This window comes from Paractinoplanes tereljensis (assembly GCF_016862435.1).
GTDB lineage: Bacteria > Actinomycetota > Actinomycetes > Mycobacteriales > Micromonosporaceae > Actinoplanes > Actinoplanes tereljensis.
The window spans coordinates 1-19,663 of record NZ_BOMY01000018.1 but is presented as its reverse complement, the minus strand read 5'-3'; the positions used below and the strand labels follow the sequence as shown (position 1 = coordinate 19,663).

Genomic DNA, 19,663 nt, shown 5'->3' with positions numbered 1-19,663 from the left:
TCGTTAGCCCTGATCAGGATGGCATTACTGAGACTCCTGCGTAAGGTGTTCGGTCCTGCCTAAGGTGATCGAGTGCCTGCTGCCCCGCTCTCGCCGATGCTCGCCACCGCGGGCACGCTGCCGGTCGGGCCGGGCTGGAGCTACGAATTCAAGTGGGACGGGGTTCGCGTTCTCGCCCTGTTCGCCGGTGGTCCGCCCGACCTGTTCGCGCGCTCGGGCGCGGTGGTTACCTCGGCTTACCCGGAAATCGCCGACCTGCACCTGCCCGAGGGCACGCTTCTGGACGGCGAGATGGTGGTGCTCGACGCGGCGGGCCGGCCGTCGTTCACCGCGCTGGCCGAGCGCATGCACGTCCGGGAGCACCTCCGGGCGGCCCGGCTGGCGGTGACCCTGCCGGTCACGTACATGATCTTCGATCTTCTCTTCTACGACGGCCATGATTACACCGGTCTGCCCTATCTGGCCCGCCGGGAACGGCTGGAGGAGCTGGGCCTGGCCGGGCCGCGCTGGATGGTGCCGCCGGCGTTCGGCGACGGGCCGGCCACCGCCGAGGCGGCCCGGGAGAACAGCCTCGAGGGCGTGGTCGCGAAGCGCACCGACTCGGTCTACCTGCCGGGCAACCGCTCGCCGGACTGGATCAAGGTCAAGTTCGACCGCACCGGCGACTACGTCATCGGGGGTTGGCGGGCCGGGGTGCGCAAGCTCGGCGGCCTGCTGGTCGGGATGCCGACCCCGGACGGGCTGGTGTTCCGCGGCCGGGTGGGCGGCGGCATCGGCGCGGTCGCCGAGAAGGAACTGCTGGCCCGGCTCGAGCCGCTGGCCCGGCGGGATTCTCCGTTCGCGCCCGGCGCGGTTCCGCGAGAGGATGCGAGAGGCGCCCACTGGGTGGATCCGCAGCTGGTGGTCGAGGTGCGGTACGGCAACCGCACGCCGGACGGCCGGTTGCGCTTCCCCCGCTTCCTGCGCGTGCGTGACGACAAGTCCCCGGCCGAGTGCGCGGAGGAGGAAGACGATGGCTCCTGACCGGCTCCCCGTCTCCATCGAGGGCCGTGACCTGGAGCTTTCCAATCTCGACAAGGTGCTGTTCCCGGCGGCCGGGTTCACCAAGGGCGAGGTCATCGACTACTACACCCGGGTGGCGCCGGTGCTCCTGCCGCATCTGGCCGGCCGGGCCGTGACACGCATCCGTTATCCCAACGGGGTCGACGGTGTGCACTTCTTCGAGAAGAACAAGCCGGCGGGTACGCCTGATTGGGTGCGCCTCGAGACGCTGCCGGTGCCGGGGTCCACCAAGAGCCGGGAAACGATCGACTTCATCGTGGTGGATGAGCTTCCTACCCTGGTGTGGCTGGCCAACCTGGCGGCGCTGGAGCTGCACACGCCACAGTGGAAAATCGGCGCCCACCCCGACCTGCTGGTGGTGGATCTGGACCCGGGTGCGCCGGCCGGGCTGCGGGAGTGCTGCGCGGTGGCGGTGCTGATGCGCGACCGACTTGAGCAGGACGGAATCGCGGCTTACCCGAAGACCTCCGGGAAGAAGGGCATGCAGCTCTGCTGCCCGATCTCCGGCACGCAGGATGCGGAGACCGTCACGGCGTACGCCAAAAGGGTCGCCGAGGAGCTGGCGGCGATGGTCCCCGGCTCGATCACCGCGAAGATGGCGAAAGCCATCCGTCCGGGAAAGATCTTCATCGACTGGAGTCAGAACGCCGCGGCCAAGACGACGGTGACGCCGTATTCGCTGCGGGCGCAGGAGTTCCCGACCGTGTCGACGCCGCTGACCTGGGATGAAGTGGAGGCGGTCGGCACCGGCGCGGCCGAGCCGCATCACTACTCGCCGGCCGAGGCGCTGGACCGGATCGACGAGCACGGCGATCTGCTGGCGGATCTGCTGCGGCCGGGGCCGGTTCTTCCGGGGTAGGCCTACCTTGCGTCGCAAGGTACTGTGTGGCGCATGGCAGAACTGGCGACCAGCCTTCGGCGCGGAACTCTGGAGTTCTGCGTGCTGGCCATGGTCGAGCACGAGGACCGCTATGGCACCGAGATAGTCCGCCGCTTCGGCGAAGAACCCAACCTCGCGGCCAGCGAAGGCACCATCTACCCACTGCTCTCCCGGCTGCGCCGCAGCGGGTGGCTGGACACCAAATGGGCCGAGTCCCCGTCCGGACCACCCCGGCGCTACTACGCACTGACCAGTGACGGGCGCTCCGCGCTCGAACACTTCCGCTCCGAATGGGTTTCGTTCCGTCAGACCGTCGACCGTCTCGTGGGAACCGGTGAGGCCGCATGAACACCAAGAACACCGATGTCGTCGCCGAATATCTGCACGAGATCGACGTCCGGCTGGCCGGGCTGCCCGTGCTGCAGCGCCGCGAACTGCTCGCCGACCTCACCGCGCACATCGCCAGCGAAAAGGCCGAGCGCAACATTCAGACCGAGGGCGAGCTGATCGAGGTGCTCGAGCGGCTCGGCAGCCCGGAGGTGGTGGCGGCCGCCGCGCACGAGGAGTTCGGCCCGGTCGCGGCGGCGCCGGTGAAGCGGACAATTCGCTGGTACTGGCCGGCGGCCGCGATCGCCGGAGTGCTGCTGGTGCTCTTCGTCTGCTTCGGGCTGACCTTCTCGCGCACGTCCTCCGATGGCCCGGCACAGCAGGAAATCGCTCCGGTGCCGACCGAAGTGGTGCCGTCGCCGGTGCGTTCCTAGTCGATCTGCGGGAGGGGCGGGCCGAGCACGTCGTCCGCGTCCACGATGGTGTACGCGTACCCCTGCTCGGCCAGGAAGCGCTGCCGGTGCGCGGCGTACTCGGTGTCGATCGTGTCGCGGGAGACCACCGTGTAGAAGTGCGCCTGCCGGCCGTCGCCCTTCGGCCGCAGCACCCGGCCGAGGCGCTGAGCCTCCTCCTGCCGCGAGCCGAACGTGCCGGACACCTGGATGGCCACCGCCGCCTCGGGTAGGTCGATCGAGAAGTTGCCGACCTTGGAGAGGATCAGCGTCTTCAGCGAGCCCGAGCGGAACTCGTCGAACAGGCGCTCCCGCTCCTTGTTCGTGGTCGAACCCTGGATGATCGGGGCGTCGAGGTATTCACCCAGGTCGTGCAACTGGTCGAGGAAGCCGCCGATGACCAGGACCTGCTCGTCCGGGTGCTTGTTGACCAGGGCCCGGACGACCGGGAGCTTGGTGCGGGCGGTCGCCGCCGAGCGGTAGCGCTCCTCGGCCTCGGTCACCGCGTACGCCATCCGCTCGGCGTCGGTGAGCGTTACCCGCACCTCGACGCACTCGGCCGGCGCGATCCAGCCCTGTGCCTCGATGTCCTTCCAGGGTGCGTCGTAGCGCTTCGGGCCGATCAGCGAGAACACGTCGCCCTCCCGGCCGTCCTCGCGCACCAGCGTGGCGGTCAGCCCGAGCCGGCGGCGGGCCTGCAGGTCGGCGGTGAACCGGAAGATCGGGGCGGGCAGCAGGTGCACCTCGTCGTAGATGACCAGGCCCCAGTCGCGGGCGCCGAACAGGTCGAGGTGGGTGAACGCGCCGCCCCGGCGCGAGGTCAGCACCTGGTAGGTCGCGATGGTGACCGGCCGGATCTCCTTGCGCTCGCCGGAGTACTCACCGATCTCCTCCTCGGTGAGCGAGGTGCGGGCGATCAGCTCGCGCTTCCACTGCCGGCCGGCGACGGTGTTTGTCACCAGGATCAGCGTGGTGGCTTTCGCGGTGGCCATCGCGGCCGCGCCGACCAGGGTCTTGCCGGCGCCACAGGGCAGCACGACGACGCCGGAGCCACCGGCCCAGAAGCCGTCGACCGCCTCCTGCTGGTAGGAGCGAAGCGTCCAGCCGTCCTCGGCGAGGTCGATCTCGTGCGCCTCGCCGTCGACGTAACCGGCCAGGTCTTCGGCCGGCCAGCCCAGCTTGAGCAGCGCCTGCTTCAACCGGCCCCGCTCGGACGGGTGCACCACGATGGTCTCGTCGTCGATCTTGGCGCCGAGCATGCCGGCCAGCTTCTTCGACTTGGCCACCTCGATCAGCACGATCCGGTCGAGGCCGCGCAGCACCAGGCCGTGCACCGGGTCGTTGGCCAGCTGCAACCGGCCGTAGCGGTCCATCGTCTCGGCCACGTCGACAAGCAGCGCGTTGGGCACCGGGTAGCGCGAGAACTTGATCAGCGAGTCGACCACGCTCTCCGCGTCGTGCCCGGCGGCGCGCGCGTTCCACAGGCCGAGCGGGGTCAGTCGATAGGTGTGCACGTGCTCCGGCGAGCGCTCCAACTCGGCGAAGGGCGCGATCGCCATCCGGCACGCCTGCGCGTCCGGATGATCAACCTCGAGTAGCAGTGTTTTGTCCGATTGCACGATCAACGGTCCGTCGCCCACCGGAAGTCCCCCTCATAAAGCCGACCCTCCAGTTTGCCACGGCCCGCTCACTCTTCCTCGGGCACCGCCGCAGTGATCCGATGCAGCGCGAAGGTGTGCAACGTTTCGGTGCGTTCGTCCTCGGCCCGCAGATAGCCGGCGCTCAGTGACACCGGGCGGACCAGCCGGGACAGCGTGGCGCCGTGCGAGTCGACATAACCCACCCAGACCCGCGCCTTGTCCCGGACGGCCTGCTGGAGCACGCCCATCGCCTCGCCGTGCCGCTGCACTGAGGTGAGACCGGTCACGCTCTGCCCGTTCGCGGCACGCACGGTGACCGGGGCCCGGCGAGCCGCGCGGGTGGCGATGTCGCCGCGTCGCAACTGCTCAACCACCCCGGCCAGACGGGGTCCGGCCAGGAGCGGGGGCGCGGCCTGGTCGGCCAGACGCGCGGCCAGGGTGGTACGGGTGGGAGCGCGCCGAACCTTGGGGCGGGTGAGCACCGCCGCACCGCCGCCGTCCTCGGCCACCGGTGCGAAACCGGCGTCCCGAAGCTGGATCAGCAGCCGAGCCACCTGCAGCGGGCTGACCAGCACGGTCGGCGCGATCTGCCGCAGGCCCAGCGGGGCCAGCCGCTTGTCCGCGACCACCTCGGCGACCAGCGCCTCGTCGTCGCTGCGCAGGTAGGAGCCGGCCGACCCGGCCCGCAGGCCGCCGTGCCGCCGGGCGGCGTCGTCGATCATGTAAGTCAGGGTCTGCGGCACCGGGGTGCGCGACCGGCGCTTGAACAGCGAATGCAGGTCGCTCGCGGTGTAGCCGACGTCAAGGGCCCGGCGCACGCTGGCCGGGGTGACCCGGAAGACGCTGGCGCCGCCGGCCGATTCCGGCTCGGCCACCGCGTCGAGCTCGGCGGCCAACTCCGGCTCGGGCGGGCCGGGCACCACCACCGACAGGTCGGCCTGCACCAGCACGTGGTCGACCGGGGCCGGCAGCAGGGCGTCCAACGTGCGTACCGCGTCGTGCGGCTGCTGGCTGGCCGCGGCGCGTACGCCCAGCGGGTCGTTCTCGTCGTCGTCCGGATCTTCGAGCAGCAGCCGGGCGAACGAGGTGAGCGCGCCCAGCGCGGTCACCCCGAGCAGGGCGGCGCCGGCCAGCGCGTCCCGGTGCGCGGCCTCCCGCCCCCGGGCCCGGCGCGGCGCCTGCCAGGCCAGCAGCTCGAGCACCTCGTCGACGGCCGGAGCGGTGCCCGGCTCGAGGTCGGCCAGCACCAGCAGCGCCTCGCGGCGGGCCTGCGGGGCGCCGGCCCGCTCGGCCTCCGGCGCCAGCGCGTTGATCGGCCGGTCCCGGTCGTCACGGGAACCGACCAGCCCCGGCTGGCGGGTCATCACCATCCAGGCCCGGGCCAGGGTGTGCCAGCGCTGGGCGATGCTCAGCGCCCGCCACAGGTCGTAGGCCCCGGTGGGCAGGAAGATCTCGTCGACCGCGCCGCTCGCCCGGCTCATCGTCACCGCGCGGGAGTTGCCGGACGCGTCGGCCTCGCCGAGCAGGCCGGCCGTGTAGGCGATCTCCAGCAGCAGCGCCGCGCCGGCCTCCTCGAGGCCGGCCGACCGGGCCAGCCGGCGCAGGTCACGGACGCCGAGGCCACCGGCCCGCAGCACCGGGGCCGGCTCGCCACCGAGCGCCTCGAGCAGGGCTTCCGCGCTGCGCACCGCCTCCATCACCTGCCCGGCACCGGCCGAGTCGACCGATTTCCGGTCGCGGGCCGAACCCGCCGGCAGCGGCGCGAACGGGCGCAGCTCGCCGAGCGGACCGGTCTCCCGGCGCAGCAGCATGCCCACCTCGCGGGGCAGTTCGACCAGCTCGCCGTCCGGGCGCGGGGCCCGGCCGGCTTCGGTGATCGGTACCAGGATGTGCTGCTCGACCAGCCAGCGCACCGGCTCGGCCATGGTGTCCCGGCTCTCCCGGCCCAGCGCGCCGATCGGTGGCCCGGCGGCCAGCCGGTCGAGCACCGCGCGGGCCCCGGCCGGGGCGGCCAGCACCGTGCGGCGCAACTTGGCCCCGTCGGCGCAGAGAGCCGCGGTCTGCGGGTCGAGGAAGTCGGCGGGACGGCCCAGGCCGGCCGGATAGGGCGAGGTGACCTCGTCGACCGCGCCGGCCACCGCCAGGGCGTCCTCCGAGCCGTGCAGCAGGAATCGGACCCGGAGCCGGTCGATCGCCACCCGTACCTCGTCCGGTGCGGTGCTGCCGGACAGCTCGAGGATGGCGTCGACCGAGGTCAGGGCATTGTCGGCGGAGCGGCTGAGCCGGGCCGCGTCGAGGACGCGCAGGGTGAACTCGTCCAGACCGTCGAGGCAGCGCGCGACCGAGCCGCGCGACTGGGCGCGCACGGCCAGCGCCGAGATGTCGGCGGGCACGGGCACGACGAGGTCGGGGCGCAGCTGGATGAGCGCGCCCAGCGCCTCGTCGGTGAGCGACCGTAGTTGATCGGCAAATGTGGTGGCCATCGTTCTCAACGCTAGCCGCCGTGGGACGATATTGAGGTGTCCGGGCGAGGCGCCCGGTTCACCGAATACCTGAAGGGGAGATCCGTGGCCGCTCAGAACAAGTTGCCGGGCACCGAGGTCAGTGGGGGCGCCGGCGCGCGGCAGACCCAGTCGGTCTCGATGAAGGGCCACCTGAACGTCGCCGAGCTGGTCTCCGACCGGGCCGCCGCCCCGTCTCCGTTCGGCGATGACCAGACCTTTCCGCTGCCGGTGGAGCGCCTGACCTACATCCCGTCGACCCCCGCGTGACCGCACCCGCGGTCGGCTTCGATCTGGATATGACCCTGATCGACTCCCGGCCCGGGATTCACGCCGCCTACCAGGCCCTGACCGCCAGGACCGGTGTCTTCGTCGACGCCGATCTGGCGGTCACCCGGCTCGGTCCGCCGCTGCGCACCGAGCTGCGCGAATGGTTCCCGACCGAGGACGTCGAGGAAGCGGTGACCACCTACCGGGCGCTCTACCCGGACTACGCGATCACACCGAGCGTGCCCACGCCGGGCGCGGTCGAGGCCCTCGCCGCCGTGCGCGCGCTCGGCCTGCGGGTGGTCGTGGTGACCTCGAAGCTGGGCACGCTGGCCCGGCTGCACCTGGACCACCTCGGGATGGCCGCCGACGAACTGGCCGGCGACCTGTTCGCCGAGGGCAAGGCGGCCGCGCTGACCGAGCACGGCGTGCGCTGGTATGTGGGAGATCACACCGCCGACATGATCGCGGCCCGCACCGCCGGAGTGCCCGGCATCGGCGTGACCACCGGCCCGTGTTCCGAGGACGAACTGCGCGACGCGGGAGCTTCGTACGTATTGCCCGACCTCAACCCGTTTCCCGAGCTGCTACGCGAGATTGCAGTTGGGCCGTAGCCCACGCTTTCAGTAGCCTTGCCGTGAGCGGTTGTTTCCATTGAGTGAAGTTGAGGTCAGCGGTGCCCACGGGTCGAGTGAAGTGGTACGACGCGGCGAAGGGATTCGGGTTCGTCACCAGCGATGAGGGCGGTGACGTGTTCCTGCCCAAGGGAGCGCTCCCGGCCGGCACCGCTGAGTTGAAGGCGGGCCAGCGAGTCGAGTTCGGCGTGGTGGACAGCCGCAAGGGTGCGCAGGCGATGGGCGTGAAGCTCATCGACGCACCGCCAACCCTGGCGGAGCTGCGCAGGCGCCCGGCCGACCAGCTGCACAGCATGATCGAAGACATGATCAAGGTGCTCGAGGTGCAGGTGCAGCCGGGGCTCTCGCGTGGTCGCTACCCCGACAAGAAGACCGCGCAGACCATTGCGCAGGTCGTGCATGCGGTGGCGCGGGAGTTTGAGGTCTCCTAGAGGAACGGCTTTACCGACGGCGTCAGACCCGCCGCCGCCGAACGCTGAAGCAGGGCGTCGGCGGCGGCGAGTCCGTCTCGGCCCAGTTCCAGGGTGAACTCGTTCACGTACAGCTCGATGTGCTGCTTCAGCACGTCCGGCTCCATCTCCTGGGCGTTCGCCAGGATGAACTCGCGGCTCGCGTCGGGGTTGGCCCAGGCCATGCTCACCGAGTTGCGGATCCACTCGGTCGCCTGAGCCGGGTCGACCGCGCCCTTCCTGGCCAGGATCGCGCCAAGCGGGATCGGCAGGCCGGTGTCGGCCTCCCACCACTCGCCCAGGTCGGCCAGGGCAACAAGGTCGTAGCGCTGGTAGGTGAAGCGGGCCTCGTGGATGACCAGGCCGGCGTCGTAGGTGCCGGCCGCGACACCCGGCATGATCTGGTGGAACGGAACCACCTCGATCTTGGCCGGTTTCTGGTCGGCGGCCCAGAGGCGGAACAGCAGGTAAGCCGTGGTGCGGTCGCCGGGGACGGCCACCGTGGCGCCGGTCAGGTCTTGATCGGCCGTGCGGGCCAGCACCAGCGGGCCGCAGCCGCGGCCGAGAGCGCCGCCGGTGGGCAGCAGGTCGTAGTCGTCGAGCAGCCAGGGCAGCGCCGCGTAGCTCACCTTGACCAGATCGAACTCGCCGCGCTCGGCCGCCGTGTTGGTCACGTCGACGTCGGCGAAGGTCAGATTGATCTCGGGGGTGCCGGGGATGAGCCCGTGCACCAGAGCGTGGAAGACGAACGTGTCGTTAGGGCACGGTGAAACCGCGATGGAAAGCGCCACGAATGCCACGCTAGACCCGCAACGGCCGCCCGGCGCGGCACGCCACCTGTCTTCCATCCCACATGGTGAGGTTATCCACAGGCTGTCCACAGGGCGCCGGAAGCTGTGGACAACGCGGCGAACGCCTCCTTGAGCCGCCAGGCCGCCCGGTCCCGGGGCCCGATCGGGTTGGAGATCGTGCGCAGCTCGAGGAACGGGATGTTCGCGCCGGACGCCGCGGTCGCCACCCCGAAGCCCTCCATCGCCTCGGCCACCGCCTGCGGGAAGCGGGTGGCGAGAGTGTTGGCGGTGGTGGCGGCGCCGGTGACCGTGGCGAGGGTCAGAACGTCGCCGGTGATGGCTTCGGGCAGGGCCGCGGTCAGGCCCTTGAGCAGCAGCGGATCGGCGACGAGCAGGCTGCTGCCGAAGCCCAACTCCTCGATCGGGAGGAAGCCGTCGGGGGACTCCGCGCCCAGGTCGGCGGCGACGCTGCGGGTGCCGAGGACGGTCGCGCCGACCGGTGCGCGGCCGGGGAAGCCGCCGGCGATGCCGGCGCTGATCACCGCGCGGTAGCGGCCGGTGGCGAGCAGCCGGGCGGTCCCGGCGGCGGCCGCCGCCGGCCCCACGCCGACCGGCTCGACCAGGACATGGCCGGGGTCGGCCCCGGCGCGGACGGCCTCGGCCTCGGCCGTCACCGCGGTGACCACAAGCAGGGGGTACGGCATCAGCGGTCGTCATCCTCCGCGGAGCGCTCGCCGCTCCCGTTCGTGGACTGCCCATTTGTGGACTGCCCGGCCGACGAGGGCCGGTAGACGTGGAACCCGGGTGGCGCGAGCGCCGGGTCCGGCTCCTTGATCTCGGGAGCCGGCGTCGGCGGTGGCGGCTTTGTCGACGTCGGCGGGGCGACCGGCTTGCGCTTTCCGAAGCCCCACTTGCGCTTGCCGTCGTCCGGCGCCTGGGCGATGTCGGGAAGCGTGGCCGGCGTCTGGGTCGCGGTCGGGGCGCGCGGTGCCGGGGGATTGGGCTTGTTGCGGACCGGGACGGTCGGGGCGTTCGGCCAGGGGTCGGTGGGCTCGTCCGGGGCAGGCGCGGTGTCGGCCGGAGCCTCGTCCGTGGCGGTCTCGCCGTCGGCTCGGCCGCTCAGGCGCTCGTTGTGCAGGCGGGCCGCGGCCCAGCCGGCGCGGACCGCCATCGCCACCGCCAGCAGGGCGGCCAGGGCGATGCCGAGGCGGCCGGACAGCGGGATGATGCCGATCGCACCACCCGCCACCCAGGCGATCATCAGGACCGTCTCGGAGTGGGCGAACGCGCTCGCGCGCAGGCGTTCGGGGATGCGCTCCTGGATGCTGGCGTCGATCGACAGCTTGGAGATGCCGCTGAAGATGGCGGTGATCAGGGACAGCAGCGCGAGCATCGGCAGGCTGTAGAAGATCGCGGACAGCACGGCCACGCCCGCGGTGATAGTGAGCCCGGCCGACTGCAGCGCGAGCGGGCGGCGGATGCGCAGCCGGGTGCCGGCCGCGGTGGACAGGAACGTGCCGACGGCCAGGGCGCCACCGATCAGGCCGACCGCGCCCTGCCGGCCGATGTCCCGGCCCAGCACCTCGGTGTCCAGTTGGTTGGCCATGATGACGAAGGCCAGGAAGAGCAGCAGGAAGCCGTAGAGCAGGCGCAGGCTGGCGCTGCCGAGCAGGGCGGCGATCACCAGCTTGCCGGAGAGCGGCCGGTCGCCGCCGCGGCTGAGGCCGAGCGCGGCCCGCCACGGGCGCGGGACCTCCTCGGGCGGGTCGGAGTCGGCGCGCGGCGGCAGGCGCAGCGAGATCACCATGCCGACCACGAAGATGATGGTCGCGACGCGCAGCGGCCACTGCGGCCCGAACTTGAAGGCGAGCAGGCCGACCGGGGCGACCACCGCACCCGCGAACGTGCCGTAGACGCTGGCCCGGGCGCCGACCTGGGACAACCCGACGCCCTGGGGTAGCAGACGGGGAACGGCGGCGGAGCGGGCCACGCCGTACGCCCGGGAAAGGGCCAGCACCCCGAAAGCGGCCGGATAGAGGCCCCAGCCGAAAAGGTGATCGGAGATCACATAGGCCAGGAAGGCCCGGCCCAGCATGGTGACCGCGAGTGCGTAACGCCGGCCGTGCCGGAAGTGGTCGAGCAGCGGGCCGACCACCGGCGCCAGCAGCGCGAACGGCACCATCGTGATGAGCAGGTAGAGGGCGACCTTGCTGCGCGCCTCGCCCAGCGGCACGTTGAAGAAGATCGTGCCGGCCAGGCCGATCGCGATGAGCGTGTCGCCGGCGCAGGAGATCGCGTGCAGGTCGAAAAGTCGGATCATGCCGATCTCGTTGGCCGCGCCCTTGGCGCGCGCCGTGCCGACCCGGCGGGTCGCCCAGGCTCCGCCGCGCACGGAACCGCGCGCCAGCATGCGGGCGGCCTTGATCCCACTGCCGACGGTGCGTCCGAGTGTGGGAAGCAGCGGCATGGAAACCATCCTGACCCATCCGAGCCAGCCGCGTCGCCTCCCGTGCCCGCCGAATTCGGGGGAGTCGGTGCGGCACATCAGTCTCGGTAGGGGACAATGAATACGTGACGACCAGGACCGCCGCGCGCGCCGCCCGCCTCGACCAGGTTTGTGCCGATGCTGTGGGGATCGCTCGTGGTGCGATCACCGAGGTAGACCCGGCCGACATCGGCGACCACCTCGAAGCTATCGCCGAGGGCGACCGGGTCGTGACCCATTTCTTCGAGAGCCACCTGGCCGGTTACCGCGGCTGGCGCTGGGCCGTCACGGTGACCCGGGTGCCCCGCAGCCGGCACGTCACGATCTGCGAGACGGTGCTGCTGCCCGGCCCCGACGCGCTGCTCGCCCCGGGCTGGGTGCCGTGGAACGAACGACTCCAGCCGGGCGACCTCGGTGTCGGCGATCTCATGTCGACCGCGCCCGACGACGACCGGCTCGCTCAGGGCTATGTGCTGAGTGATGACGCCGCGGTCGAGGAGGTCAGCTGGGAGCTGGGCCTCGGCCGGTCCCGGGTGATGTCCCGCGAGGGCCGCATCGAGACCGCCCAGCGGTGGTACGACGGTGACGCCGGCCCCGAGGCCCCGATCTCGACCGCCGCGCCGCGCAACGCCCGCTGTGGCACCTGCGGCTTCTACCTGCCGCTGGCGGGTTCGCTGCGCACCATGTTCGGCGTCTGCGGAAACCTTTTCGCGCCCGACGACGCTCGCGCGGTGAGCGCCGACCACGGCTGCGGGGCGCACTCCGAGGCGCTGATGGGCACGGCCGAGCCGCCGGTCGAGGAACTGCCGACGATCTACGACGACAGCGAGGTCGAGGCGGTCGCGGTGTCCCGCGGCCACGGCTCGGTGGAGAACGAAGAGCCGGCCGAGGACTACGGCCACAGCTAGCTAGAGCTCGCGGAACTCCGCGTGGGTGATCGCCCGGCGCCGCTTGCGGTTGCGGTCATGGATCAGCATCGTGATCAGGCCCGGGATCCCCACCAGGAAGCCGGCGACGCACGTCTGCAGCCAGGAGTCCGGGCCGTCGGCCAGCCAGACGACGAGCGCGGCGACCGCGAACCCGACCAGGCCGGCCACCGCGAAGGGGACCATCGGCGGGTCGAGGGGCTCGACTCTCGGCTTCGGCTGCGTCACACGCACAGGGTACGTGCGAAACGATCATCCGTGGGTATGCGGTGGATAACACGGCTTTGCGCAGGTCACTGCGGCTTGAAAGCATGCGCGGGTCACTTCTCTTAGGAGGGCCTGCATGACCACCGCTACCACCGAAGCGGGCGCACGTAACTCTTTCGACCGATATTTCCAGATAACTGAGCGCGGATCTTCCCTGGGTCAGGAGATTCGCGGCGGATTCGCCACCTTCTTCACGATGGCCTACATCGTCGTGCTTAACCCGCTGATCCTCGGCGCGGGCGTCGACGCCGCGGGCGGCAAGCTCCCGATCGCCGCGCTGGCCGCCGGCACCGCGCTGGTCGCCGGGGTGATGACCATCCTGATGGGGGTGGTCGCCCGCTTCCCGCTCGCACTGGCCGCCGGCCTCGGCGTGAACGCCCTGGTGGCGTACGAGATCGCGCCCGAGATGACCTGGGCCGACGCGATGGGCCTGGTCGTCATCGAGGGCGTGCTGATCGCGATCCTGGTGCTCACCGGTTTGCGTACGCTCGTCTTCAAGGCCGTTCCCACCCAGCTGAAGACCGCCATCGGCGTCGGTATCGGCCTGTTCTTGATGATCATCGGCCTGGTCGACGCCGGTTTCGTGCACCGGGTGCCGGACGCCGCCAACACCACCGTGCCGGTCGAGCTGGGTCTCGGCGGCAAGCTGTCGACCTGGCCGGCCGTGGTGTTCGTGGTCGGCCTGCTGTTCACGCTGGTGCTGTTCGCGCGCAAGGTCAAGGGCGCGATCCTGATCGGCATCCTGGCCAGCACGGTGCTGGCCATCGTGGTGGAGGCGATCGCGCACCCGAAGGGCTGGTCGCTCAACGTGCCGACCTGGCCGGACAAGGTGGTCAGCCGCCCGGATCTCTCCCTGATCGGCCACTTCAACGTGCTCGACTCCTGGTCGAAGGCCGGCTGGCTGGTCTGCGTGATGTTCGTCTTCACGCTGTTGATCACCGACTTCTTCGACACCATGGGCACGATGGTGGCGGTCGGACAGGAGGGCGGCCTGCTCGACGAGTCCGGGATGCCGCCGCGCACCCGGGAGATCCTGCTTGTCGACTCGGTGGCCGCGGCGGCCGGTGGGGCGGCCAGCGTGTCCAGCAACACCTCTTATATCGAGAGTGCGGCCGGCGTCGGCGAGGGTGCCCGGACCGGCGTCGCCAACCTGGTCACCGGCGTGCTGTTCCTGCTGGCCATGTTCCTGGCGCCGCTGGTGCAGGTGGTTCCGTTCGAGGCGGCGTCGACCGCGCTGGTCGTGGTCGGCTTCCTGATGATGACCGCGGTGAAGCAGATCGACTGGACCGACTACACCATCGCGGTGCCGGCGTTCCTGGCGATCACGCTGATGCCGTTCACGTACTCGATCTCCAACGGCATCGGGGCCGGGATCATCGCGTACGTCGTCCTCAAGGCCTCGACCGGCAAAGCGCGAGAAATTCACCCGATTTTGTACGGCGTGGCCGTGCTCTTCGTTCTGTACTTCGTCCGGGGTCCCCTGGAGTCCTGGATCAGCTGAGGTGATATCTAGACTGCCGTCACCGAATCTCTCGGTGACGGCAGTCATAGGTCGTTAGCCAAGCTTATTAGCTAAGCTAAGAATCGTGATGGAGTGGCCGGTGGCTACGGAGCATGGGACAGCGGACGAGCTGGCCAGAACGCTGCGTGACGCCATCCTGCGGCTCAACCGCCGGGTCCGGCAGACCCGCGCGGTCGGTGATCTCACGTTCAGCCAGCTCTCCGCCCTTACCAGCCTTCAGCTGGCCGGCGCGCTGACCCCGCGCGAGCTCGCCGACGTCGAACGGGTCCAGCCACCGACGATGACCAAGATCGTCGGAAAGCTGGAGGAGCGCGGGCTCGTGGTCCGCACCCCGCACCCGACCGACGGGCGGCAGGTGATTTTGGCACCCACCGAGCAGGGGCGCGCGATGTACGCCCAGTTCGAGAAGGTGCGCAACGAGTGGCTGGCCGAGCAGTTGGCCGGCCTGAACGACGAGGAACGGAACGTGCTCGCCCGAGCTGCGCAGATCATGCAGCAGGTCGCCCGAGCCTGACCGGCCCTTCTCGGTCGCCGCGCTTCATCACGTTGCGAGGGTTATTCGCGACGGTGGACAGCAAGTTGCCCACCGACAGCTACCTGCAACTCGAGGTAGGTCGCGAATAACCCTCGACGATGACGCGCACGGCCGAGAAGGAGGCGCAGCCTAGTGCAGGCAGTGTTCCGGTCCCTGAGGGTTCGTAACTACCGCATCTTCGCGACGGGCCAGCTGGTGAAGCTCGTCGGCGTGTGGATGATGTTCACCGCCCAGGACTGGTTGGTGCTGGACCTCTCCGGCAACTCGCCGGGCGCGCTCGGCACGGTAACGGCACTGCAGTTCCTGCCGGTGCTGCTACTCACCCTGTACAGCGGCCGTCTCGCCGACCGGTACGACAAGCGGAAGCTGCTGATCGGCGCGAACGCGGTGTTCGCGGTCACCGCGATCGTCTTCGCCATCCTGGTCGCCTCCGGTTCGGTGGTCCTCTGGCACGTGTTCCTCTTCGCCGGGCTGCTCGGCATCGCGAACGCCGTGGAGACCCCGGTCCGCCAGGCCTTCGTCTCCGAGCTGGTCGAGTTGCCGCTGCTGCCGAACGCGCTCGCGCTCTCGGCCGCCACCTTCAACTGCGCCCGGATCGGCGGCCCGGCCCTGGCCGGTGTCGCGCTCGCGCTGTTCAACACCGGTCCGGTCTTCCTGATCGCCACCGTGCTGTCCATCGCGCCGGTCTTCAGCTACCTGTGGATGCATCCGGCCGAGCTCTATCGCAACGCACCGGCGGCCAAGAAGGGCGCCCGGGTGCTGGACGGTCTCACCTACGTCCGCAAGCGGCCCGACCTGCTGCTGCCGATCTGCCTGATGGCCGTGGTCGGCATGATCGGGTTCAACTTCCCGGTCACCCTGGCCGCCCTCGCGAAGATCAATTTCCACGCCGGGCCGTCGTCTTTCGGACTGCTCACCACGACTCTCGCGGTCGGCGCGCTCGGCGGTGCCCTGGCCGGCAGCGCCCGCCGGGCCCGGCCCAGCGTCTACCTGGTGGTCGGCGCGACTATCGCGTTCGGGGCGCTGGAGTTCGCGGTCGGCTTCGCACCGAGCTTCGTGGTCGCCATGCTGATCCTGTTGCCGACCGGGTTCTTCTCGATCTATCTGGCCCAGGCGGCCAACCACCGGGTCCAGATGGGCGTCGACGGGGAGTACCGGGGGCGGGTGATGTCGCTCTACGTGCTGGTCTTCCTGGGCACCACACCGATCGGGGCATCGGTGACCGGTTGGTGGGGCGAGCACTTCGGGGTGCCGGCCAGCATCTGGGGTGCGGGGCTGATCTGTTTCGTGGCCGGGGTGGTGGCGCTGATCTGGCAGCTGCGGGTGAGTGGCGATCGGCTCGTGCTGAGCGGGCGCCGGATCCGGCTGGTGCGCAACGAACGCGAGGAGACCCCGGCGGGAGAGATCCCGGGCGACGACGTTCCGGTCGTCGCGGTGATCGGAGAGCCGCCGGTCGGCGCCGGTGCGCCGGTGCCGGTGTCGGGGACAACCGGCAAGCCGGCCGGAACCGCCCAGCCCGCGACCGGTCTCGAAAAGGCCGAACTCAGCTCGGCACGCTGACCGTCTGCTGCGCCGCCGCCAGTTCGAGGGCGGCGCGGCGCGGGTCGCCGTTCCAGCGGCTCGGGAAGGCGTCCAGCAACCGCCAGCCGGACCGATGCAGGGCCTGCTGGCGGGCCAGGTGCGCGTCCGTACCGTCGGGATGCGGCCCGCAGAAGACGCCGATCTCTCCGACGCAGAGATCGACTGTCCACGGCCCAACGCCATAAGCCGACTTAACCGAAATGTCGAGGTTCTTCAGCTCGGCGGCCAGCTCGGCCGCCCAGCCGCTGGCCTCGGGGTCGGGCTTCGGCGGCAGCGGCGACCCGGCATAGGCCAGATAGTCGCCGAGCAGCCCGTCGGCCTCGGTCAGCGAACTCACCACCACGAGCCGCTGCCGCGCCCTGGTGATCATCACGTTGAACAGGTGCGGATCGGCCACGAATCGCCGCCGCCCGGCCGAATCGCCCGGCAGCAGCCCGAGCGACACCACGACCACGTCCGCCTCGCTGCCCTGGAACGCGTGCACCGTACCGACCCGCAGCCCCAGCTCCTCGATCCGCTCCACCGGATAGGCGGCCACCAGCGCCGCCTCCAGGGCCTCGGCCTGTGGCCGGAACGGCGTGATCACCCCGATCCCGCGCCGCCCCTCGGTGGCCAGTTCCTCGACCACCTTCAGCACGGTCGCCACCTCGTCGGCCAGGGCCGGCCCGGGCGAGTGCACCACGTCGATCGCGTCGGTGGCCTCGGCGGCCGGGGTGCGGGTCATCACCGCGATCCGGCCGGCGTAGAAGCGCCGCGCCGAGAACCCGATCAGGTGCGGGGTGCTGCGGTGATGCTCGGCCAGCCAGGTCGCCGGGGCGGCCCCGGCGGCCAGGTCGTAGGTGCTCACCCGGCGCACGTCCAGCCGCTCGTCGGCGCCGTGCCGGGACAGCACCTCGGCCACGTCCACGTCACTCACGAACGACACGAACCGCAGCTGCCGCGGATCGCCCACCACCAGCGCCCGGCGGGCCCGGGCCAGCACCGGCGCCGCACGCACCTGGTCCACGTGCGACGCTTCGTCGATCACCACCAGGTCGAACATGCCCGGCGCCGACGGCAGCAGATCTTCCACGTCGGCGACCGTGCCGATCCACAGCGGCAGGGCGCGGACCAGCGGCGCCGCGTCGAGCTGGGCGAGAAGCTCACGGCGGCGGTTGCGGCCGGCGCGCAGGGCGGCGGCCAGGGACGCGGCACCCCGGCGGGCGTCGCGGTCCCAGCGGCGCGCGCTGCGGGCGGCCCGGCGCATGGCCTCGCCGACCGCGCCGGCCAGGGCCGCCTCGGCGGCGTGCAGGCCCGGCCAGTGCGAGCTGAGGTCGGTGCCGCCGGTCGCGGCGAGGTGGGCGGCGGCACGCTGCGCGGTGGCCGCGGCGAGAGCATCGGTCACGCGCTGCTTGGGTACGCGGCGGAGCCGTCGCCGAGCCCACCACCCCGCCACGCCTCGACGGTCGAGGTCGCCGTCGAACGCGCCCGGCACGTCGGCGGCCAGCGCGGCCAGTTGTGGTTGCCAGCGATCCAGGGTGGCGGCGTCGATCTCCCGCTGCAGCGCCTCGGCGACGACGGCCCGCGCGGCCCGGACCTCATCGAGCCGCTGCCGGATCACCGCCGCGTCCGCTCGCAGCTGCTTCTCCGCGACCCCCTCGGCGGCACCCGCGGTGAGCTCGGCCGCCAGGCTCTCCCGGCGGCCGGCGTCGCCGAACAGCACCGGTGTCGGGCCGGGATAGCGGGCCAGCAGCGCGGCAAGGACCTCCGCCGCGTGCGGAGACTGCGTGGCCACCAGCACCGAACCGCCCCGATGCACCACCTCCAGCGCTGCGGCCACCACGGTGTGGCTCTTGCCGTTGCCCGGCGGGCCGGAGACCACCGTGACCGGAGCGGTGCGGGCCCGGGTGACCACCTCGGCCTGCGCCTCGGTCAGTGGCAGCGGGGACAGCACCGGGGAGTCGTCGGGCTGCTCCACGCGCTCCTCGCCGTAGATCGCGGCCAGCGCCGTTCCACTCAGGTCCCGGGCCGCCCAGCTGCGCAGACTGTCGGCGAGGCCGCCGCCGAAGACGTCCCGCACGACGAAGAGGCCGGCGCTGGGCACCAGCACGACCCGGTTCTTCGGCAGCCGGCGGTGATCGTCGGCGACCGCGAAGACCGGGATGCCGGTCGCGTCGGCGGCCGCGGACAGCCAGGCCCGGCTGCCGATCGCGGTCAGCCAGCCCGGCGCGGCCAGCCCCGGCGCCACCTCCAGCGCGGCCGCGAGGTCCCGGTCGGTGACCAGCGGGGTGATCTCCAGGTCGCCGGCCGGAACCACCCGATAGCCGGTCAGCGTGCGCTCCAGCCGAACCGGCTGACTGAGCAGCGGCACCCGGACCTTGCGGTTCTTCTCGTCGTCGTCGGTGGTCGCGCCGGCCAGGAAACCCCAGCCCCGGCGCAGTAACCGCTCGTCGCGGTGCAGCGCGTCCAGGGCCGCCAGCCGGTCGATCTCGGCCCGCTTGGGCGCCCGCTCGGCGTCCGCCAGCCAGACGAGCGGCTGGCCGCCCCGAGTGACGTCAAGAACGCGGTCCCCGCCCGCAGGCGCCAGCTCCGCAAGGACGCCGAGAACCGTGTTGGGCCGCATGGCGACCGACGGTACCGCCAGGGCCTGTCCCGCCGGTCACGCAGGGCTGCGGCGTGGCCCAGGTGGCGCCTGACGGCGGCCGCATACCGGTTGTATGTGGTCGTTCTGCGGCCGACGCCAGCCACCACCTGGACCTTGCCTCGCTCCTCCGTGGCAGGCGGGACAGGCCCTTGCCTCGGCACGGGTTGGCAGACCGAGTCGGCCGAACGGGTATTCCGGCACTTGTGCTCGGCGGCTTACGTTCTTCTGCGTGGCCATCGCGCACATTGTTGTGCTGACCGCAGCGCTGATGACGCTGCTCTGTTTACCGTGCGTTGTCGCGGCCGTGGTTTGCGCCGACGAGAGGGTAACCCGCCTCCGGACGCGCACCGGCCGCCGGGAGATCCGAGCGCTGCGACGGCTGGACCGCGTGCTGCGGGCCGATGCCCCGGTGCCGCCACTGGCCGTCCACGACAGCCCGTCGATCGAGCAGATCGCATACGACCTTCGCCGCCTGGACCACCAGCGACGCACCGGCCCAACCCAGCAGTCGGAGAAGTGGCTGGCCGCGGTCCAGAGTGCCTACGACGAGCGGTTGTGCCTGGCCTGCCGCTGCCTGGGCCTGCCGGAGCACCTGCGCCCGCTGGAGGGCATGGACCGCGACCTGGAGCGCTTACGAGTAGAACACGAACTACAGGCCGCCGGCCTAGCCCTACGCTGACCCACCCACCCCCACGCGCCAGCGCGCCCCGCCCGCGCCGA

The 19,663-nt window shown here is 71.3% G+C and carries 19 protein-coding genes; 12 read left to right on the top strand and 7 right to left on the bottom strand.

The genetic code is table 11. The features are described 5' to 3' along the window. Window positions 1-72: 72 nt before the first annotated feature. From ligD (Ate02nite_RS12725) to Ate02nite_RS12710, 4 genes are read left to right on the top strand one after another with little or no spacing between them, the layout of a single operon-like run. On the top strand, window positions 73-1,023 hold the full coding sequence (ligD, locus tag Ate02nite_RS12725; protein ID WP_438871190.1) for a non-homologous end-joining DNA ligase: 951 nt from the start codon (window positions 73-75) through the stop codon (window positions 1,021-1,023). Beyond that, window positions 1,013-1,921 carry a non-homologous end-joining DNA ligase gene (ligD, locus tag Ate02nite_RS12720; protein WP_203804546.1) on the top strand — a complete coding sequence of 303 codons (909 nt, stop codon included), beginning with the start codon at window positions 1,013-1,015 and terminating at the stop codon, window positions 1,919-1,921. The genes ligD (Ate02nite_RS12725) and ligD (Ate02nite_RS12720) overlap by 11 nt, the downstream gene beginning before the upstream one ends. Window positions 1,922-1,954: 33 nt before the next feature. Beyond that, window positions 1,955-2,290 carry a PadR family transcriptional regulator gene (locus tag Ate02nite_RS12715; protein WP_239147349.1) on the top strand — a complete coding sequence of 112 codons (336 nt, stop codon included), beginning with the start codon at window positions 1,955-1,957 and terminating at the stop codon, window positions 2,288-2,290. After that, complete coding sequence (locus Ate02nite_RS12710; RefSeq protein WP_203804540.1) at window positions 2,287-2,703, top strand: HAAS signaling domain-containing protein; 417 nt, start codon at window positions 2,287-2,289, stop codon at window positions 2,701-2,703. The genes Ate02nite_RS12715 and Ate02nite_RS12710 overlap by 4 nt, the downstream gene beginning before the upstream one ends. On the opposite strand, the gene Ate02nite_RS12705 is transcribed toward Ate02nite_RS12710, so the two are convergent. After that, window positions 2,700-4,361 (bottom strand): DNA repair helicase XPB, encoded by a 1,662-nt coding sequence (locus Ate02nite_RS12705; protein WP_203804537.1) that lies wholly within the window; start codon window positions 4,359-4,361, stop codon window positions 2,700-2,702. The genes Ate02nite_RS12710 and Ate02nite_RS12705 overlap by 4 nt on opposite strands. Window positions 4,362-4,408: 47 nt before the next feature. Beyond that, window positions 4,409-6,844: a helicase-associated domain-containing protein gene (locus Ate02nite_RS12700; protein WP_203804534.1), complete on the bottom strand. Its 2,436-nt coding sequence runs from the start codon at window positions 6,842-6,844 to the stop codon at window positions 4,409-4,411. 84 nt (window positions 6,845-6,928) lie between these two features. Between Ate02nite_RS12700 and Ate02nite_RS12695 the strand changes: the two genes are divergently transcribed. The 3 genes from Ate02nite_RS12695 (at window position 6,929) to Ate02nite_RS12685 (ending at window position 8,195) form a co-directional block, all read left to right on the top strand. Then, window positions 6,929-7,132: a hypothetical protein gene (locus Ate02nite_RS12695; RefSeq protein ID WP_203804521.1), complete on the top strand. Its 204-nt coding sequence runs from the start codon at window positions 6,929-6,931 to the stop codon at window positions 7,130-7,132. Continuing rightward, entirely contained in the window at window positions 7,129-7,743 is a 615-nt protein-coding gene (locus Ate02nite_RS12690; protein WP_203804508.1) for an HAD family hydrolase, read from the top strand. The genes Ate02nite_RS12695 and Ate02nite_RS12690 overlap by 4 nt, the downstream gene beginning before the upstream one ends. A 62-nt stretch (window positions 7,744-7,805) precedes the next feature. After that, complete coding sequence (locus tag Ate02nite_RS12685; RefSeq protein ID WP_203804505.1) at window positions 7,806-8,195, top strand: cold-shock protein; 390 nt, start codon at window positions 7,806-7,808, stop codon at window positions 8,193-8,195. On the opposite strand, the gene Ate02nite_RS12680 is transcribed toward Ate02nite_RS12685, so the two are convergent. The 3 genes from Ate02nite_RS12680 to Ate02nite_RS12670 all read right to left on the bottom strand — a co-directional run bounded on the left by Ate02nite_RS12680 (window position 8,192) and on the right by Ate02nite_RS12670 (window position 11,471). Then, window positions 8,192-9,004, bottom strand: coding sequence for a 1,4-dihydroxy-6-naphtoate synthase (locus tag Ate02nite_RS12680; protein ID WP_203804502.1), 813 nt, complete (start codon window positions 9,002-9,004; stop codon window positions 8,192-8,194). The genes Ate02nite_RS12685 and Ate02nite_RS12680 overlap by 4 nt on opposite strands. Before the next feature lie 71 nt (window positions 9,005-9,075). After that, window positions 9,076-9,708, bottom strand: a complete 633-nt coding sequence (locus Ate02nite_RS12675) for a futalosine hydrolase (RefSeq protein ID WP_203804488.1) — start codon at window positions 9,706-9,708, stop codon at window positions 9,076-9,078. Then, window positions 9,708-11,471: an MFS transporter gene (locus tag Ate02nite_RS12670; RefSeq protein WP_203804485.1), complete on the bottom strand. Its 1,764-nt coding sequence runs from the start codon at window positions 11,469-11,471 to the stop codon at window positions 9,708-9,710. The genes Ate02nite_RS12675 and Ate02nite_RS12670 overlap by 1 nt, the downstream gene beginning before the upstream one ends. A gap of 53 nt (window positions 11,472-11,524) precedes the next feature. On the opposite strand from Ate02nite_RS12670, the gene Ate02nite_RS12665 reads away from it, so the two are divergent. Further along, window positions 11,525-12,397 (top strand): DUF3027 domain-containing protein, encoded by an 873-nt coding sequence (locus Ate02nite_RS12665; protein WP_307873276.1) that lies wholly within the window; start codon window positions 11,525-11,527, stop codon window positions 12,395-12,397. Here the strand turns inward: Ate02nite_RS12665 and Ate02nite_RS12660 are convergent, their stop codons facing one another. Continuing rightward, window positions 12,398-12,601, bottom strand: coding sequence for a DUF2530 domain-containing protein (locus Ate02nite_RS12660; protein ID WP_203805069.1), 204 nt, complete (start codon window positions 12,599-12,601; stop codon window positions 12,398-12,400). 157 nt (window positions 12,602-12,758) lie between these two features. On the opposite strand from Ate02nite_RS12660, the gene Ate02nite_RS12655 reads away from it, so the two are divergent. From Ate02nite_RS12655 to Ate02nite_RS12645, 3 genes are all read left to right on the top strand, one after another. Then, window positions 12,759-14,183 carry an NCS2 family permease gene (locus Ate02nite_RS12655; RefSeq protein WP_203804479.1) on the top strand — a complete coding sequence of 475 codons (1,425 nt, stop codon included), beginning with the start codon at window positions 12,759-12,761 and terminating at the stop codon, window positions 14,181-14,183. Between the two features lie 88 nt (window positions 14,184-14,271). Then, a complete protein-coding gene (locus Ate02nite_RS12650) occupies window positions 14,272-14,718 on the top strand; it encodes a MarR family winged helix-turn-helix transcriptional regulator (RefSeq protein WP_203805066.1) in 447 nt (148 codons plus the stop codon). 153 nt (window positions 14,719-14,871) lie between these two features. Further along, complete coding sequence (locus Ate02nite_RS12645; RefSeq protein WP_203804476.1) at window positions 14,872-16,299, top strand: MFS transporter; 1,428 nt, start codon at window positions 14,872-14,874, stop codon at window positions 16,297-16,299. On the opposite strand, the gene Ate02nite_RS12640 is transcribed toward Ate02nite_RS12645, so the two are convergent. After that, window positions 16,283-18,922, bottom strand: coding sequence for an AAA domain-containing protein (locus Ate02nite_RS12640; protein WP_203804473.1), 2,640 nt, complete (start codon window positions 18,920-18,922; stop codon window positions 16,283-16,285). The genes Ate02nite_RS12645 and Ate02nite_RS12640 overlap by 17 nt on opposite strands. 250 nt (window positions 18,923-19,172) lie before the next feature. Here Ate02nite_RS12640 and Ate02nite_RS12635 point away from each other — a divergent pair, with 250 nt between their 5' ends. Beyond that, window positions 19,173-19,622, top strand: coding sequence for a hypothetical protein (locus Ate02nite_RS12635; RefSeq protein WP_239147348.1), 450 nt, complete (start codon window positions 19,173-19,175; stop codon window positions 19,620-19,622). Window positions 19,623-19,663: the final 41 nt, after the last annotated feature.